Origin of the sequence: Enterobacter adelaidei (genome assembly GCF_041937165.1) — a bacterium.
GTDB lineage: Bacteria > Pseudomonadota > Gammaproteobacteria > Enterobacterales > Enterobacteriaceae > Enterobacter > Enterobacter adelaidei.
The window spans coordinates 922,732-939,863 of record NZ_CP154353.1 but is presented as its reverse complement, the minus strand read 5'-3'; the positions used below and the strand labels follow the sequence as shown (position 1 = coordinate 939,863).

General features: G+C 52.4%; 16 protein-coding genes. 5 read left to right on the top strand and 11 right to left on the bottom strand.

All coding sequences use genetic code 11. The features are described 5' to 3' along the window. Positions 1-68 precede the first annotated feature (68 nt). A complete protein-coding gene (gene proC / locus AAHF05_RS04585) occupies positions 69-878 on the top strand; it encodes a pyrroline-5-carboxylate reductase (protein ID WP_129323802.1) in 810 nt (269 codons plus the stop codon). Between the two features lie 16 nt (positions 879-894). Here the strand turns inward: proC and adrA are convergent, their stop codons facing one another. The 5 genes from adrA to AAHF05_RS04560 form a co-directional block, all read right to left on the bottom strand. Beyond that, complete coding sequence (adrA, locus tag AAHF05_RS04580; RefSeq protein WP_129323801.1) at positions 895-1,998, bottom strand: diguanylate cyclase AdrA; 1,104 nt, start codon at positions 1,996-1,998, stop codon at positions 895-897. Between the two features lie 102 nt (positions 1,999-2,100). Then, entirely contained in the window at positions 2,101-2,421 is a 321-nt protein-coding gene (gene psiF / locus AAHF05_RS04575; protein WP_028017684.1) for a phosphate starvation-inducible protein PsiF, read from the bottom strand. A gap of 89 nt (positions 2,422-2,510) precedes the next feature. Beyond that, a complete protein-coding gene (gene phoA, locus AAHF05_RS04570) occupies positions 2,511-3,926 on the bottom strand; it encodes an alkaline phosphatase (RefSeq protein ID WP_129323800.1) in 1,416 nt (471 codons plus the stop codon). A 99-nt stretch (positions 3,927-4,025) separates the two neighbouring features. Next, a complete protein-coding gene (gene iraP / locus AAHF05_RS04565; RefSeq protein ID WP_049007514.1) occupies positions 4,026-4,286 on the bottom strand; it encodes an anti-adapter protein IraP in 261 nt (86 codons plus the stop codon). 210 nt (positions 4,287-4,496) lie between these two features. Next, entirely contained in the window at positions 4,497-5,711 is a 1,215-nt protein-coding gene (locus AAHF05_RS04560; RefSeq protein ID WP_028017687.1) for a multidrug efflux MFS transporter, read from the bottom strand. 293 nt (positions 5,712-6,004) lie between these two features. Between AAHF05_RS04560 and ddlA the strand changes: the two genes are divergently transcribed. Continuing rightward, positions 6,005-7,105 carry a D-alanine--D-alanine ligase gene (ddlA, locus tag AAHF05_RS04555; RefSeq protein ID WP_129323799.1) on the top strand — a complete coding sequence of 367 codons (1,101 nt, stop codon included), beginning with the start codon at positions 6,005-6,007 and terminating at the stop codon, positions 7,103-7,105. Here the strand turns inward: ddlA and AAHF05_RS04550 are convergent. Further along, entirely contained in the window at positions 7,102-7,338 is a 237-nt protein-coding gene (locus tag AAHF05_RS04550) for a DUF2754 family protein (RefSeq protein WP_028017689.1), read from the bottom strand. The genes ddlA and AAHF05_RS04550 overlap by 4 nt on opposite strands. Before the next feature lie 248 nt (positions 7,339-7,586). On the opposite strand from AAHF05_RS04550, the gene AAHF05_RS04545 reads away from it, so the two are divergent. After that, positions 7,587-7,886 (top strand): DUF2755 family protein, encoded by a 300-nt coding sequence (locus tag AAHF05_RS04545; protein ID WP_028017690.1) that lies wholly within the window; start codon positions 7,587-7,589, stop codon positions 7,884-7,886. Here AAHF05_RS04545 and AAHF05_RS04540 read toward each other — a convergent pair. From AAHF05_RS04540 to AAHF05_RS04530, 3 genes are all read right to left on the bottom strand, one after another. Beyond that, on the bottom strand, positions 7,883-8,980 hold the full coding sequence (locus tag AAHF05_RS04540) for a DUF1615 domain-containing protein (protein WP_129323798.1): 1,098 nt from the start codon (positions 8,978-8,980) through the stop codon (positions 7,883-7,885). The two genes, AAHF05_RS04545 and AAHF05_RS04540, sit on opposite strands and share 4 nt — an antisense overlap. Before the next feature lie 14 nt (positions 8,981-8,994). Beyond that, positions 8,995-10,215, bottom strand: a complete 1,221-nt coding sequence (gene sbmA / locus AAHF05_RS04535) for a peptide antibiotic transporter SbmA (protein ID WP_129323797.1) — start codon at positions 10,213-10,215, stop codon at positions 8,995-8,997. 115 nt (positions 10,216-10,330) lie between these two features. Then, complete coding sequence (locus AAHF05_RS04530) at positions 10,331-10,864, bottom strand: isochorismatase family protein (protein WP_028017693.1); 534 nt, start codon at positions 10,862-10,864, stop codon at positions 10,331-10,333. A gap of 204 nt (positions 10,865-11,068) precedes the next feature. Here AAHF05_RS04530 and ampH point away from each other — a divergent pair, with 204 nt between their 5' ends. Continuing rightward, positions 11,069-12,229, top strand: coding sequence for a D-alanyl-D-alanine-carboxypeptidase/endopeptidase AmpH (gene ampH / locus AAHF05_RS04525; RefSeq protein ID WP_028017694.1), 1,161 nt, complete (start codon positions 11,069-11,071; stop codon positions 12,227-12,229). A gap of 2 nt (positions 12,230-12,231) precedes the next feature. Here ampH and AAHF05_RS04520 read toward each other — a convergent pair whose 3' ends face one another. Together AAHF05_RS04520 and AAHF05_RS04515 are read right to left on the bottom strand one after the other, a co-directional pair. Further along, positions 12,232-12,855 carry a helix-turn-helix domain-containing protein gene (locus AAHF05_RS04520; protein WP_129323796.1) on the bottom strand — a complete coding sequence of 208 codons (624 nt, stop codon included), beginning with the start codon at positions 12,853-12,855 and terminating at the stop codon, positions 12,232-12,234. A gap of 88 nt (positions 12,856-12,943) precedes the next feature. Beyond that, positions 12,944-15,718, bottom strand: coding sequence for an autotransporter outer membrane beta-barrel domain-containing protein (locus AAHF05_RS04515; RefSeq protein ID WP_129323795.1), 2,775 nt, complete (start codon positions 15,716-15,718; stop codon positions 12,944-12,946). Between the two features lie 396 nt (positions 15,719-16,114). Here AAHF05_RS04515 and hemB point away from each other — a divergent pair, with 396 nt between their 5' ends. After that, positions 16,115-17,089, top strand: a complete 975-nt coding sequence (gene hemB / locus AAHF05_RS04510; RefSeq protein WP_129323794.1) for a porphobilinogen synthase — start codon at positions 16,115-16,117, stop codon at positions 17,087-17,089. Positions 17,090-17,132 lie beyond the last annotated feature (43 nt).

Here is a 17,132-nt window from a genome sequence, read left to right as displayed (position 1 = left end):
ATTGTCGCCTGCATTTCGTTGTTAAGCTATCAATCAGAGAAAACAACGCATAATGACGGAGAGTCGTGATGGATAAGAAAATCGGGTTTATCGGCTGCGGTAACATGGGCAAAGCCATCCTGGGCGGCCTGATCGCCAGCGGGCAGGTTCTGCCGGGTCAGATTTGGGTTTATACCCCGTCACCTGATAAAGTCGCCGCGTTGCGCGATCAATACGGGATCAACGCCGCCGAAAGAGCTCAGGAAGTCGCCCAGGTCGCCGATATCGTCTTTGGCGCCGTCAAGCCGAACATCATGATCAAAGTGCTGAGCGACATCACCTCCAGCCTGAATAAAGAGACGCTGGTCGTCTCCATTGCTGCGGGCGTCACGCTGGATCAACTGGCGCGCGCGCTGGGTCATGACCGTAAAATCGTCCGGGCGATGCCTAATACCCCTTCACTGGTCAACGCTGGCATGACTTCCGTCACGCCAAACGCACTGGTGACCACGGAAGACGTGGCTGATGTCCTGAACATTTTCCGCTGCTTCGGTGAAGCGGAAGTGATTGCCGAATCCATGATCCATCCGGTTGTCGGCGTGAGCGGTTCAGCCCCTGCGTATGTCTTCATGTTCTTAGAAGCGATGGCCGACGCCGCAGTACTGGGCGGTATGCCGCGTGCGCAGGCGTATAAATTCGCAGCACAGGCAGTTATGGGTTCTGCCAAAATGGTGCTGGAAACCGGTAAACATCCTGGTGAGCTGAAAGATATGGTTTGCTCCCCTGGTGGTACCACCATCGAAGCGGTGCGGGTACTGGAAGAACGCGGATTCCGTGCTGCCGTCATCGAAGCGATGGCAAAATGCATGGAAAAATCAGAGAAACTGAGTAAATCCTGATCGTCTCAGCCGGGTGTCAGGCAGCCACTTCTGTGCGGCCACGCCCGGCATTTTTTGCCTTGTACAGCGCCACATCAGCCGCCTTGAGCCACTCCCGATAGTGCCCAAACTGTGGCCCCCAGGTGGCGATACCTACGCTTATGCGCAGGGTTTCTTCAGGTGCGCAAGGTAACGACAGTTTTTCCAGCCGTTCATGAACCCGGGACATAACGGCGATTGCGCTGTCAGCGGCTGTCCGCGACATAATCACCGCAAATTCATCTCCACCAAAACGGCCTATTGCATCGCCTGAACGTACCGAAATCTGCAGCTGACGCGTAATCGCAATGATCGCCTCATCGCCCACATCATGCCCCCAGGTGTCATTGATGTTTTTAAAGTGGTCGATATCAATGAGCAGGATCGTGGCCGTACCATTATGACGTCGGCACTGCTCAAATTCGTTTCGCAACAGCATTTCCCAGTGTCGACGATTAAAGACTCCTGTCATTCCATCGCGTGTACTCATCATTTCCAGCCGCCGCTTATGTTCAGCCAGCCTGACGGCAGTGCGATGGCTTAGCCAGGCAAACAGCATGGGATAAAGCACAAACACAGGAAGCGTTAAGCCCCACTCCACCGGATCAGGATTAAAGACCACCACTCTCCCAACCGGGGGCAGCGTCAACAGTGCGGAAAGCAGGGTCAATATGATCCCCGGAATGAAGAGTCGACAGCCGCCAGAGCCCATCATATTCATCCCTACCATCATCACCAGCGCGGTTGTGGGTAACGCATTTATCCCCATCACGCCAATCCAGAGCCCGGCGATAATGGCATCCATTTTGAGATTGAAAATTTCCTGCTGATGAGGTGAAGAAGCCCGACAGGATAACTGCCAGGCGAAATGAGGCCAGATGAACGCCCATCCCACCAGTAAAAGCCACCAGCCACCGGGTAAAAAATGGGTAACCAGTATCCCCGCGACAGGGAAAAACATCGCCGCCAGCCCGACAGCGCGCGCCAGCCGAACTCGCCGGGCAAACTGAATGCCAGCACGGTGAGGGGCATCCAGAGAAAGGGTTAAATCCCACTCTTCGCGAATGCATTTTTTGTCGTAATAGGATTCATCATTCATCATTTTTGGGAATATTCTGAAACATTTTCCCAAATTATAGAGAGGGGGGGTGCGAGGAAAGTATGAAATTTCGGGTGAGTCGCCAGAGCCACTCACCCGTTAGAACTACGCTTTTTTCTTCAGGCAGGTGCTCATAAATTTACTGCGATCGTCACCTTTCAGAGACTGCTCAGTGGCCTTCGCATTACAGTCGCGCATTTTCTGCTGCTGTGGCGTCAGGCTTTTTTCAGCAGGTTTAGATGCGCCATTTTTAAGGCAGTCGCTCATATAGGTCTTACGGGCATCCCCCTTCAGACTCTGGGACGTGGCCTGTTGGTTACAGGTAGTCATGCGTTGCTGTTGAGGCGTTAATGTTTTTTCTTCCGCGTTCGCCGATGAAATCAGGAACAGGCCAGAGAGCAGAGTAACCAGTAATGTTGTTTTCATTGCACCATCCTTTTGTGAACATTCCCTGTAAGTCTGGTCCGTGACAGGAAAAAAGTCACCCGGCAGAGACAAATTCCGCCGGGCTTTTATCATTTAAGGCCTAGTGCCGCTTTCATGGTGTAGAACAGATCGGTTTGATCGGTCAGTCCTACCACATTTGCCGCATGCGGTCCGTAGGCGGCAATACGCAGCTGAGTGCCCGTGTGCTCCATGGACTCTTCTTCAGAGTTGCCATAGCTCAGCACCATTACGGCACCATCTTTCGTGTTCAGCGCCTGCGTCAGGCCTGGCGCTTTGGTATCTGCCGGGATGATCTGGCTGGCGTGCGCATGGTCCGCGGTGACCACCACAAGGGTGTTTCCGTCTTTCTTCGCGAATTCGAGTGCCTTCTGCACCGCTTCGTCCAGGTCGACGGTTTCGCCAATCTGGCCACACGGATTCGCCGCATGATCTTGCTTGTCGATCGACGCGCCTTCCACCTGCAGGAAGAACCCTTTTTCACTCTTGCTCAGCAGAGAGATCGCTTTATCGGTCATTGCCGCCAGCGTCGGCACGCTGTCAGTGCGTTTCGGGTTAGGAGTACAGGTCACGGCAGGCTTATCAATATTGCCGTGATAAGAGGCTTTTGGACCTTCCCAGCGCACAGGCATATTGCCATCAGAGAACAGTCCCAGCAGCGGTTTGTCTTGATTCGCTTCAGTGATTGCTGCCAGAGCGCTTGCATCGCTCACCAGTTGATAGCCACGAGCCTGTGCCTGCTCACGCAGCGTTTTACCCTGCCATTCGCCCGCCGTCGCGGTTTCTGCAAAGGTTTTCGCCCCACCGCCCAGCGTGACGTCAGCGCGTGCATTCAGCAGTTGTTCAGTAATCGAGCCTTTGCCCCCTTTTTCCAGGGCGTTGGTTGGACATTTTTCACTGGTCACCGACGGGCCGTAGCACTTACGTGAAGTCACATGCGATACCAGCGCCGCCGGCGTCGCGTCCTGAAGTTCAGCGGTAGAAACGTTACCGGTGGCAAGCCCCGCGGCTTTTGCCATTTCCAGAATGGTTTGATGATCTTTTTCGTGAATATCGACACCCAGCGCGCCATTATAGGTTTTTACCCCCGTAGACCACGCCGTAGCAGAGGCAGCCGAATCCGTTACGTAATCCGGTTTACCGGTTTTTTTATCCAGTGAGTAATGGGTATATTGTCCGGTCAGCGGCAATGCGTCGATACCTTTAAAAAATCCGCCTGCCCCCTCGGCATAATTTCGCGCCGCTGTTATTTCGGAATCACCCATTCCATCGCCAATTAGCAGAATGATATTTTTCGCCGGTTTCTCATTCAGCGAAGCGCGAATAGCGGCTGTTTGATCTTCAGATAAACGACGTGCGCCGCCTGGCTGAGTGATATCCCCTTTTGCTGCGCGATTATCCAGCACGTGAGTATTGGACGTATCAGCATAAATAGCAGGGGTAATTAACAGGGGAAGTAATGCGATGAAAAGTGCGCTCTGTTTCAATTTATTTTCTCCATGTACAAATACATAAAAATAAAAACAGAGCGACTATAGGCATCCTGCATGACAATTCTATGACACGTCGTTATGTCCGGCGACGGTTTAGCTGCGAGGATGCCTCAAGAGCTTCTTTACGTATTGCTGGAGCAACTCTGCATCCTCAACCGGAACCTGAGTATCGGGTTTTGCCTTATCCAGCGCACCTTCGACGCTCTCTATTAATGCCTGTTGGTCAGATTTAGCCATCTGTCGTAATAGTGCGGTGACAACAATTTCCAGAGCTTCGACCTGGGCGACCAGTTCTTTTGACTCCTCTTCCTTTTGTGCAAGCTTGACCAGCAACTCAGCAATGAGATTTTTCATCGTGTTATTTCCTTATGTGATTTCCCCTGAAACTAACATCAAGAGGGAAATATGCAAAGCGGAGAAAGGTATTATCTTATGCAAAAGTGACGACATCGAAAAAAATAGGGTTTCGGAATTATCAGCGAAACGTTTTTCTATAAAAAATGCCGCATTGGGTGATAGAAAAATGCGGCAATCATAAGAATATACAATACATCGACAGAAGCATTATCTTGCCGATTTTACCTCCGCCATATGCCTGCGGCGACGCAGAGCAATAGCCAGCTGGATAATGTTGATCAAAACAACAATCGCCGTCGCGGCAAAAACCCAACGAAAACCGGCCATCGCGGAAACAGAGGCGCCAATAAGCGGACCGGCAACATTACCCAAATACATAAACGACTGGTTATATCCAAAAATACGCCCTGTCACCTGGTCGCTGGAATATTTGACCAGCAAGGTCTGTACCGCAGGCAGCATTGCGCCATCGGCAAAGCCGAGCAAAAATCGCAGCACGCCAAGCTGAAGCGGAGAGGTCACAAACGACATCGCGAAAAAGAGCACCACGGCAAAAATCAGCGTAGCCATCAGAATTCGCGCCGTACCGATCCTATCCCCCAGTTTTCCCAACCGTGGTGCAGAAATCAGTGCCGATACGCCTGGCACGGCGGCGATCATGCCGCTGAGAAAGGCGATATTATTGCTGTCTGGCTCCATCGACTTAATAAACAACGCCAGAATCGGCCCGACCGAACCGTTACAGAGCTGGATCACCATAGTAGTAACAAACAGGCTGATCATGAGCCCAGGGTAAGGCAGAGAGGCGAAGACAGCCTTGCCACTCAGACGTTCAGATTTGCTGATAACGGGGCGACCGCCCTCTTTGATAAGAAAAAGCGTGACCAGAAAACTGACCACCAGCAGGATCGCGGTAATGATAAATACGGCACGCAGCCCGACGTGGTCCGCCAGAAAGCCCCCCAGCAGCGGGCCGCCAATTACGCCGCTAATCTGTGCGGTGGAAAGCGTACTCAATGCCCAGCCGCTACGTTCTCGCGGCACCTGCGAGGCGACCAGCGCCATGGCATTCGGAATATACCCGGAAGTCAGCCCCATCACCGCCCGCAGGAAAAACAGTTGCCAGACGTTGGTGGCGAAGGCCTGCAGCAGAATGGCAATCGCCATCCCGAGCGAGGCGCGCAGCAGCATCAGCTTTCGGCCTTTCCGATCCGCCAGGCTGCCCCACATTGGTGACACAATCGCGGAGACCAGAAACGTGACGCTGAACGTCAGACCAGACCACATGGAGAGCGCCTCGTGCGAGGTCACACCCAACTGCGACACATACAGCGGCAGGAACGGCAGGATCTGGCTGATGGCGAGCCCGGTAAAGAAGCAACCGAACCAGACCGAGATAAGATTAACTTTCCAGGATTCCATAAAGAAACAGTCTTCATTTTTAGGCGAATTCGCCTACAGATTAGCAAGTTACGCATACTGACGTCGCACCAGAGATGCGGCCTTGATGACTTTGGTGTTTTATCTTCCCAGTCATCATATTTGTGAAATAAGTCACAAATCATCCATTTCCAGGCGGGATTTTATGCTTCAGAAGAGTTTTCCCTCTCCCACTTCCCCATCAACATTCCCCAAAACATTATGGCGGAAGGCCGCGAAACCCGCAGGGCATCGTGGTATGTTATTGGCTTTTCGTCATACTGGAAGAGAGTGAGATGGCAAAGCAGCGCGTAGGTATTGTCTTTGGGGGAAAATCAGCAGAGCACGAGGTTTCATTGCAATCGGCCAAAAATATCGTTGATGCGATTGATAAAAGCCGTTTCGAGGTGGTGCTGCTGGGTATTGATAAACAGGGCCAGTGGCATGTTAACGATGCCAGCCAATATCTGCTTAATGCCAACGACCCAGCACATATCGCCCTTAATCCTTCGGAAATTAGCGTCGCCACTGTGCCCGGCGTCGTGAAGGGGCAACTCATCGACGCTGGCAATGCACAGTCTCTCGCTCAGATTGATGTCGTGTTCCCCATCGTTCACGGTACTCTGGGTGAAGATGGTTCCCTGCAGGGAATGTTGCGCATGGCCAACCTGCCGTTCGTCGGCTCGGACGTCCTCGGCTCTGCCGCGTGCATGGATAAAGACGTCACCAAACGCCTGCTGCGTGATGCCGGGCTGAATATAGCGCCTTTCGTGACGCTCACTCGCGCCAACCGCGACAAACACAGCTTCGCGCAAATTAGCGGAGAGCTGGGTCTGCCGCTGTTTGTGAAACCGGCAAATCAGGGCTCCTCCGTAGGCGTCAGCAAAGTCACCAGCGAAGAAGAGTTCACACAGGCTGTCCGTCTGGCGTTTGAATTCGACCATAAAGTGGTGGTTGAGCAGGGCATTAAAGGCCGTGAAATTGAGTGTGCCGTGCTGGGCAATGATTTTCCACAGGCGAGCACCTGCGGTGAAGTGGTCTTAAACAGCGACTTCTACTCCTACGACACCAAATACATTGATGACAAAGGCGCTCAGGTTGTCGTGCCTGCCAATATCGATCCCGCAATCAACGATAAGATCCGGGCGATCGCCATTAACGCCTATCAGACACTCGGCTGCAGCGGTATGGCGCGTGTGGATGTATTCCTGACGCCGGAAAACGAGGTAGTCATCAATGAAATCAACACGCTGCCGGGTTTCACGAATATCAGCATGTATCCGAAACTGTGGCAGGCGAGCGGACTGAGCTACTCTGAACTTATCACTCGCCTGATCGAGCTGGCGCTGGAGCGTCATGCCGCCGATAGCGCCCTTAAAAGCTCCGTAAACGGTTAATCGGCGCTCTTCGCCGTCTCCGTCTCATCCGCTGTCGTCTCTTCAGGACGACGGCGGATAATCAATCCAGCCAGCCAGAAACTGATCACCCAGGTCACCAGCCCGACGGCATAGGTTTGCCATCCTTTTGCTTCAAATCCCAGCAGCCCCACGACGCCGTTAAGAATAAAGATCAGCCCGATAGCAAAGGCGTAGTAGTGCCAGTCACGGCGTAGTTTGGACGTGAGTTTCATAACAACTCCGGCAGGAAAAAAAGACATCCTCTCACAGTTTTACGGCCAGGTCTGTGGCGGATACGGAAATTCTGAAACGCGACGCAATTTCACTTAAGGGATGAAATTGTGATGTGCTGCAGAAATCGACAATCCAGGAGAATTCCTGAGGGTAAATTACCACGATTCTGATATTGACAAATGCGATGACCTGTCAAACTCCCCCTGTAAGAAGCATATTGAACAGAGTGATATTTCGGGAGGTCATCATGGCTGATTTTACATTGTCGAAACCGATTTTTGGCGGCAAACCAAAAACCTCCACGGCAGGTAATATTGCTTATGCCCTGTTTGTTCTGTTCTGCTTCTGGGCCGGTTCCCAGCTGCTCAATATGCTGGTTCATGCACCAGGGGTATATGAACACCTGATGCAGGTACAGGATAACGGACGCCCGCGAGTTGAGATTGGGTTTGGTGTCAGCACCCTGTTTGGCCTTGTTCCCTTCCTCGCCGGTTGTATGATTTTAGGCGTCGTGGCGTTAGTTTTGCGTGTTCGCCGCCGCCGTTAAAGCCCCATACAACGCGCCCGACGATCGTCCACCCGCTTTGCGAACCATGCGGTTGTCAGGTTACGCGTGATCTTCGGGCTTTCCAGTTGAATACCCGGCAGAATAGCTCTCGGTAACGTTTTCCCGCTCTTCTGCTCGGCAAGAGCAAAGACTTTCTTGTACAGATCCGTTTTCTCAAAGGCCAGGCTGTCACCTTTCTCAAGCTGACGGCGAATATCGCTGTTGCTCAGGCCAAGCGCTGTCGATAATTTCCGTACCGCCAGCTCGGTGCTGCCCGCCTCGCTGCTGCCGTAAGCGATGAGATCGCCGTCCAGCGCCAGCTTGACGCCGCTTGCGCGGCTGACCGCACTCTGGAATGCCGCATTACGGCTGGCATACCAGCCCGCGTTAAAGTCGGCAAAACGGTACAGCGGCTCATTGTAGTTCGCCGGATAGTTCAGCAGATGATACGTGCCGAACCACAGCCCACCGCGCAGGGAGAAAACCTCCTGGCGCACCGTACCGTCGATTTTCCACGGGTAGCCGTCGGTATGCTTCTCCGCGAACGCGATGCTCACCTGCATCGGCCCGCCGGTATGTACCGGGTTAAGTGAGCCAAACAGCTTCTGCCCCATTGGGACCATACTGATGAAATCATCAAAGATGGCGCTGAGCTGTTTTTCAGTTTTCACCGTATCCAGCCGTTCGCTGTAGCTTTTACCGTTTGGTGAGGTGATTTTAAGCGCGGTATGTACAAGAAAGACCGGGATATGCATGGATTCCGCGCGGCGATCGATCTCTTTCCAGGCAATTTTGTTCAGACCCGGCACCACCGGGTCTGACTGGTACATTGATTCCTGCTGCGCCACCGCCAGCACCGAGCAAATATTCTCCTCGGTCGGCGCGATCTTTTGGCTTTCAAAGGTTTTTGCCAGCGCGTCTGCCCACGCATTGCGATCCTTCACGCTGGCGGGCATTTTCTGCCGCACAACGCTTGCCACATCAACCGGCTTTTCGCCCTTCTTGAGCGGAGCAGCCCCTTTTTCGGCGCATCCGACCAGGACGAGAGCAGCCAGTAAGGACAACGGTAACGCACGCGGTACGGCAAAAGACATAGCAACTCCCTGTATTAGCTAAAAGTATTGGTCACTTCCTGCAGGTCACGATCGTCCAGCTCACGTTCAAAGCTGCGCAGACGTTTGTAGATAGACATCAGTTCTACCAGGGTGGTCCAGGAGTTGATTAAATACTGGAACGCCCCACGGACCTGACCGAAAACGTTAGTGATCTGCGTCATCAGACCGAGCGTAATCGTACCCGCAACAATGGACGGGAACAGCAGGAACAAACCGAAAACGTTATCCACCTGCAGATACAAAATGCGCGCGATGTTGAAATACATATAGTGGAAGTAGAGACGGAAATAGTTACGACGCACAGCGCTGAACAGTTCACGTACGGTCGGTGGCGATGCACGGTTTGCATCATCTTCACCGTATACCAGCTCTTTACGATAAGCCGCTTCGACACGCTGATTTTTAAACTGCAGCCCTGGCAGTTTAATCCCAACCACCGCCAGCAGCCCCGTCCCCATCAGAGACCAGACGATTGCTGCAATCACCAGGCCGTACGGTAGATGGCCGACAATAGGCAGATCCGGCACATGCGCCGAGAGTGTAACCAACACGGGCAGGAAGGCAATAAGCGTCATAATGGCATTGATAAAGCTTACGCCCATGTCTTCAAGGGTGGAGGCAAAACGCATGGTGTCTTCCTGCACACGCTGCGCCGCACCTTCGATATGGCGCAGGTGCTGCCAGTGCGCCATATAGTGTTCGTTCATCGCGGTACGCCAGCGGAAAACATAGTGGCTGACGAAGAAGTTGTTCATCACACCGATGACTACAGCAATAAGAGCGATGCCAAGGAAAATGCCTACCTCGTGGTAGAACTGATTAATGGTCACTTTATGCGGTGAACTCAGCGCCGTCTGGATCAGATCATAGAACGGTGCATACCAGGCGTTGACCGCCACACCCACTTCCACAAGGAACCAGGTCACAAAAATAATCAGTGATGTGCCGAGGATTGACCAGTATTGCCAGCGGTGCGGAGAGTACACAAACCAGAACAGCGCAAACATCCCCACGCACAGCGTGTAATAGGCATAAAACAGCAGATAGCTCAGCGACCAGAAGCGCGCCGCGCTAATCGGTACATCGCCCGTCGCACCCGTGATGCGCGTCAGCCAGGTACCGCCGCCCGCCTGCCAGAAAATAACGGCGATCAGTGCCCAAATAAATGCCGACAGGAAAAAAGGCCCCGGCTTTGGGAAAAAAGACTTAAACATAATGCTTCCTTCTTGTTGTTATGGCTTTTGCTGTGTTCAACACATCACCACACGAAAATCATGCCTGAGCCCGTCTCAAGGCTCAGGCAAAAAGGTCAGACCCGAGGGTTAATTATTAGTTCGCTTTCCAGTTTTCGAGAATTGTTTCGGTGCGTTTCACCGCGAGAGGATTCGCCGGCGCGATGAAGTTACGCCAGACGTCGTTGTGGTGGTTAATCAGGATCTGCGCATCTGCCGCCGGGCGATTGGCGGTAGTATGGGCATCTTCCGCCACGGTGATGTGATAACCCCGGCTCACACCGTTCTTGATCGTCGCATCGACACAGTAATCCGTGGCACAACCACAGATGACAAACTCTTGAATACCCTGCTCGCGTAATAGCGCCTCAAGCGGCGTGTTATAAAACGCATCGCATGCCGTCTTGGTAACATAGAGCGCATCAGCAGGCTGGTGCAGTTCAGGCAGCAATGCAAACCCATCACTTCCCTCTTCCAGCCCCCCTGCCTCGGTATGCTGGATAAAAATCACCTTGTCGGCTGCCTGCGTAAGCTGGTTGATCAGAGAGACACACTTTTCACGCTGATGACGAGGCGTTTCAAATACGCCGTTCTGCATATCGACAACCATAACCACACGCTTTTCAGACATACCGTTCTCCGTAAGATTGAGTGACACTGGTGCCTATCATAAGCCCGATGTCACAAAATGGGAGATGGCTCGTAAGTAAATTGTTCATATTTACCCATGGTTACGTTTTTCTCGCTATCGTTATGCAATTCGGGGCATTGCACGGTTCCGATTAGTAGTATAAATACCCATTACTTTCCTCATTCACTTCATGGATGCTTTTCGTTGAAACGTTGTCTGCTCTCTTTTGCCGCGCTGTGTGCGGTGAGCTTTTCTACCGCCCAGGCAGCCCAACCGCTGACGGCGCCCGTTTTAGCTTCAGATATTGCCGATCGCTACGCGAACCTTATCTATTACGGCAGCGGTGCGACCGGGATGGCGATGGTCGTGATCGACGGCAACCAGCGCGTGTTCCGCAGCTTTGGCGAGACGCGCCCAGGAAATAACGTTCACCCGCAGCTGGATTCCGTTATCCGCATCGCATCCTTAACCAAGCTGATGACGAGTGAAATGCTGGTGAAACTGCTCGACCAGGGCGTGGTTAAGCTCGACGACCCGCTCAGCAAATACGCTCCGCCTGGCGCGCGCGTTCCGACCTACCAGGGCACGCCAATCCGGCTTGTGAACCTTGCCACCCATACCAGCGCCCTGCCGCGTGAGCAGCCTGGTGGAGCAGCGCATCGTGACGTATTTGTCTGGCCAACGCGCGACCAGCGCTGGAACTATCTGAGCACTGCCACGCTGAAGGCGGCTCCGGGTTCGCAGGCCTCTTATTCAAACCTGGCGTTTGACCTGCTGGCGGACGCCCTTTCTACGGCGTCTGGTAAACCCTACACGCAGCTGTTTGAAGAACAGATAACCCGCCCGCTGGGCATGAAAGACACCACCTTTACCCCGTCCCCGGACCAGTGCCGTCGCCTGATGGTGGCAGAGAAAGGCGCTAGCCCCTGTAATAACACGCTGGCGGCCGTGGGCAGCGGCGGGGTTTACTCCACGCCTGGCGATATGATGCGCTGGATGCAGCAGTTCCTTTCATCGGATTTCTACTCGCGCAGCAGCCAGGCCGATCGTATGCAGACCCTGATTTATCAGCGTACCCAACTGCACCGCGTTATTGGGATGGACGTGCCGGGTAAAGCCGATGCGCTCGGCCTGGGCTGGGTCTATCTGGCACCGAAAAATGGCCGTCCGGGTATTATTCAGAAAACCGGCGGCGGCGGTGGATTTATTACGTATATGGCGATGATCCCGCAGTCAAACGTAGGCGCATTTGTGGTGGTTACCCGCTCTCCGCATACGCGTTTCGTCAATATGAGTGACGGCCTTAATAATTTAGTGGCTGAACTGAGCGCCAATAAAGCTCAGGTGCTTACCGCGTCCAACTGATATTAATATTCCGTGGGCAAACGGTTGATACTAACCAGTTTGCCCCGGCTCATACTGATATAGTTTCCTTGCCGTAGGGCTGCGAGAACCTCTGCAACAACCGAACGTGAAATACGCGTACTTTGTTGAATATGATTCATCACACCAATTTTTGAACGCAACGCTTCATCCCATTCCGCCATATTCAGCAGCATGGCGCGGATCTGGTGATAGGAGTTATTTCCCACCAGCTGCATATCGCGTTTTCCAAGAATGTAATTTATCCAGGATAACCAACCGAAAGCGTCTTGCCACAGGGAATTCTGTTGCAGCAGTTGGTGGGTAGTTTCAGTGGGCAAATAAAAACCCGTGCAGGATGTTTTGGCTATCACCTTATATTCCTGACAGGAATTAATCATCACGGCGGACAAACCAAAAATAAAGGGCGCTGTCGCGATACCCACAAGCAGTTCATCCGAATGTCGATAGATTTCGATGATACCGGTCTGTACTACGATCGTCCGGGACTCACTACACTTGCCGGAGGTAATTAATTGCTGTGGGGCACATTTAAAAGAGGTACTGGCTGATTTCAAGTACTGTTCGAGCCGGCGTAATTCAGAAAGTGGTTTCGCATTAACGTTCATGCAGACCTCAAGGCATCCGTATTTGTCGGTTCAATATTATTTTTATTTCTGTATATGAAAAGCGGGGGATATCCCCCCGCTTTATTCATTACCAGGTATATTTCACACCCAGATTTGCGCCCCAGTTCTGGTCAACGTCGCCGCCGCCCAGATAAGTGGCATCAGTGTAAGCACTGAAGTTTTTCGTGAAGCTGAACTGGGTGCCCAGCCCTACCCGCACAGCTGAGCCTTTCACGCCGTTATCAATGCTGTCGCCGTTAATATCAGCATTGTTATCGGCATCATCATACACGTAGGCCAGTTTGAAGTAAGGGGTCAGAGCCTGATCGCCGCCGTAGTTGAAGGTGTAACCGGCATCGACACCGAGTTCATAACGCAGGCTATCGTAAGATTGCCCATCCATGCGCATGTCATTGCTGAGACGATAGTCATCGCCGGACTGGAAGAGGCCAGACACCGCTGCGTATGGCGTAACGTAGCCAGAGAGGTTTGGCTTCCAGTCATAGCCCAGTTTCAGCCCAAAACCCACTGCGTCATTGGTGGTGTTACCGTCAACATACTGACCGTTGCTCATGTTAGCAGAGAGATCGCTGTTGAAGCGGGTATAGCTCAGGGAGCTGTCGAGGAACAGATCGTTCATGAACTTCGCCGACGCGTAGATCATCGCCGTCTGGCTGTCCTGATCGACCTGACCGCTACGATCGCTGATATCCCCCTTCGCAAAACCTGCCGCTCCGCCGACGATCCATTTCGCGTTATTACCGTCAATCTGGGTATCCAGACCCACCATAATACCGCTCACGTCCTGATCGTAGCTGATTACACCATTGTCACCGTCGAAGTTGCCACCGAAGTAGCTCACCCACGCCCCGCCGTTATCCGCCAGCCCGTGACGGCTGTTGGTCAGACGCGTTCCGACGGTATCCTGCTGCAGGTTCCAGATGTTGGTATTGGCAGAAGGGATGCTCAGCGCCATATTCGCGTAGTCGGTCAGCGCTTTCTGCTGGAGGACAACGGTGTCACCCTGCTGCTGCGCCTGATAGGTGTAAGCACCTAAATCGGCTTTATTTGCGGCAGTAAAGCTGGCTGCGGTATCCGCGTTATTGTCATAGACGCGAACGATCTCTTTGTTTTTGTAATCGGCTACGGAACCGGCACCGGTCGCATCGTCGATGCGTACTTTGTAGTTGCCCGCAACGTCACCGTTCACCGCCAGATGGCCGTCAGAGTTAATCGCCACAACGCCGTAGTCATAATCGGCATTGTGCTTATCGTTGGTGATATAGCGCGCGTTGTTCAGATCGCTGTTCAGCACGTAGTCACGGCTGGCAACGTTCAGCACACCACCATCGCTCAGCACCATATTGTGCGTATCAACCTGGCCCAGTCCCAACGCCAGCTCTGCGCCGTTATCCACGGTGATGGTGTTGGCATAGAGATCGGCCGTTTCTTCCGTCAGTGCCGCGCGGCTATAGCTGTCCAGATACAGATGGTCAGTGGCCACACCACCGCTATCGCCGATATTCATCGAGGATGCATTGGTCAGCGTAATGGAGTCAGCCAACAGGCCTGAGTTTTCAACATTGACCTGCGACTGGTTGTTTACCGTCAGCATGTCGATGTTAGAAAGCTTGCGGGTATCCCACTCAGAACCGTTATCCAGCGTAACGTTGAAAAGACCGCTCTGATAAACCGCTTCTCCCGCAACGTGTCCGTTGCTGTCATAGGTGGAGTCCGGCCAAATGCTGTTAGGGGACAGCGTGCTCCAGTCTACGTTGCTGTAGCCCAGGCCGTACATTTGAGCCGTGCCGATAGCCTCGACGCTGGACTGTGCCGCGCCGACCCATTTGCTGCCGTTAGTGAGAGTCACATCCAGCTTATCGGTACCGTCCCAGCCGTTAGTCGTGGGGTTATAGATGCCATCCTCGGTGGTATCGGTTGCCGGATCGCCATTCGGGTAGAAGTTGTTGTCGAAGGTACTGGAGAATAAAATATCGCCAGTGATGGTGGAATGATCGAACGTGGCAGAGGTCTGCATCGCGTTGTCAGATTCGCTGGCTGACACAATCAGCGCCGCATCATCTGCTGCTGTCGCATTGGTTTCACCATAGTCGCTCGGCTTCGCGGTTTGACCATAGAACCCGCTGGTACCCAGATCGCTATACGCGCCAGAAGTCAGTACAGAATCTTTCACCACAAGCGTGTCAGTAAACACCTTGCTGCTGTTAGCCACGCCTTCAACGCCGTCGTACGGGGTATTATCCCGCTCCTGATAACCCTGCGTCAGGGTAATACCGGCAACGTGAGAATTATTCTGGATAACAATATCCGATTCCACATCCAGGGTAATCGCATTGCCCAGACCATAAGTATCAAGGTAATGTGTTTCCGTATTTTCCCCGTTAACAACGTCATACGCATAGTGCTCGTAAGTGTCGTTAATGGTGGAATTGTCGACGGTCAGGCTAAAACGATCGTACTGCGAATGGATCGTACCGTCAGTATCCAGGCCATCAGAACACGAAGCGGTCATACATTGAGAGGTGATCATGCCATTAATGGTGCTATTGGAAATGCTCAATGCATTCGCCCGACCATTAACACCCTCATCCAGATAATATGTGGAAATAACACCATTCACGGTGGATTTATTCATCACCGGATAAATATCACCGTCGTGAGCAACGTCAGAGTCATTCCAGTCCGTATAACCATAATACCAGGGAGTGGAAGCTGTATTATCATATCCAAAAGTATTATATGTCGTACCGGAAATATCTTTCGCATTGGCCTGAGAAGCGATAGCCAGGGTGCAGGCTAATGCAAGTTGAGATACAACCAGTTTCTTTTTCCATGTTTGCATTGGGTCATCCCTCCTCAGGGACGTAAGCAAGTTTGTCCATCAATCATTTGGCAATATTTATTGCGGAGGGAATTATGCATTTTCAATTCGAAAAGGTTCAATGAATGTTTCCATTAAGTCCGTATCCAGACAATTGACCTTAAGATACATGGAAAGAATAGGGTCATAATAGATAAATATTATAAAAACATAACGTTAAAATACTTACCAGCAGATACAAAACATATAATCAAAAAATAATAAATCACTTTCAACTATGCATGACCATTAATATAGAAGTAGCACAAATATTTCATTAGCGAATATCGCAAAAAACAAAATGCCCACTTTAGTAAAACACCCGTCTTCACTTTGATGTACACTAGCCCTCTTTGTTCCACAAACATCAGGCATACCATGACCGATTTAATTGCACGCCCCCGCCGCCTGCGCAAGTCACCTGCACTGCGCGCTATGTTTGAAGAGACAACACTGACCTTAAACGATCTGGTGTTGCCGATTTTTGTCGAAGAAGAGATTGATGACTATAAGGCCATCGAAGCCATGCCTGGCGTGATGCGCATTCCGGAGAAATATCTGGCTCGCGAGATCGAACGCATCGCCAACGCGGGGATCCGCTCGGTAATGACCTTCGGCATCTCCCATCATACCGACGCTACCGGTAGTGATGCCTGGAAAGAGGACGGTCTGGTCGCACGCATGTCCCGCATCTGCAAAGAGACAGTGCCGGAAATGGTAGTGATGTCTGACACCTGTTTCTGCGAATACACCTCTCACGGCCACTGCGGTGTGCTGTGCGATCACGGCGTGGACAACGATGCCACCCTGCTTAATCTCGGCAAACAAGCAGTAGTCGCTGCCGCTGCCGGTGCGGATTTCATCGCGCCATCCGCCGCGATGGACGGACAGGTTCAGGCTATCCGTCAGGCACTGGATGCCGCCGGTTTTACTGACACCGCCATCATGTCCTACTCCACCAAATTTGCCTCCTCGTTCTACGGCCCGTTCCGTGAAGCGGCGGGTACGGCACTGAAAGGCGACCGTAAAACCTATCAGATGAACCCGCTTAACCGCCGGGAAGCGATTCGCGAATCCCTGCTTGATGAAGCCCAGGGCGCAGATTGCCTGATGGTGAAACCGGTCGGTGCTTATCTCGATATCCTGCGCGACATTCGCGAGCGTACCGAGCTGCCACTGGGTGCTTATCAGGTGAGCGGTGAGTACGCGATGATCAAATTCGCCGCTCTGGCAGGCGCAATTGACGAAGAGAAAGTGATCCTCGAAAGCCTCGGAGCGATCAAACGCGCGGGCGCGGATCTGATCTTCAGCTACTTTGCGCTGGATCTGGCCGAGAAAAAAATCCTGCGCTAATCTTCACCAAACTGCAATACAACCGACATCTGCTCCTTCTACT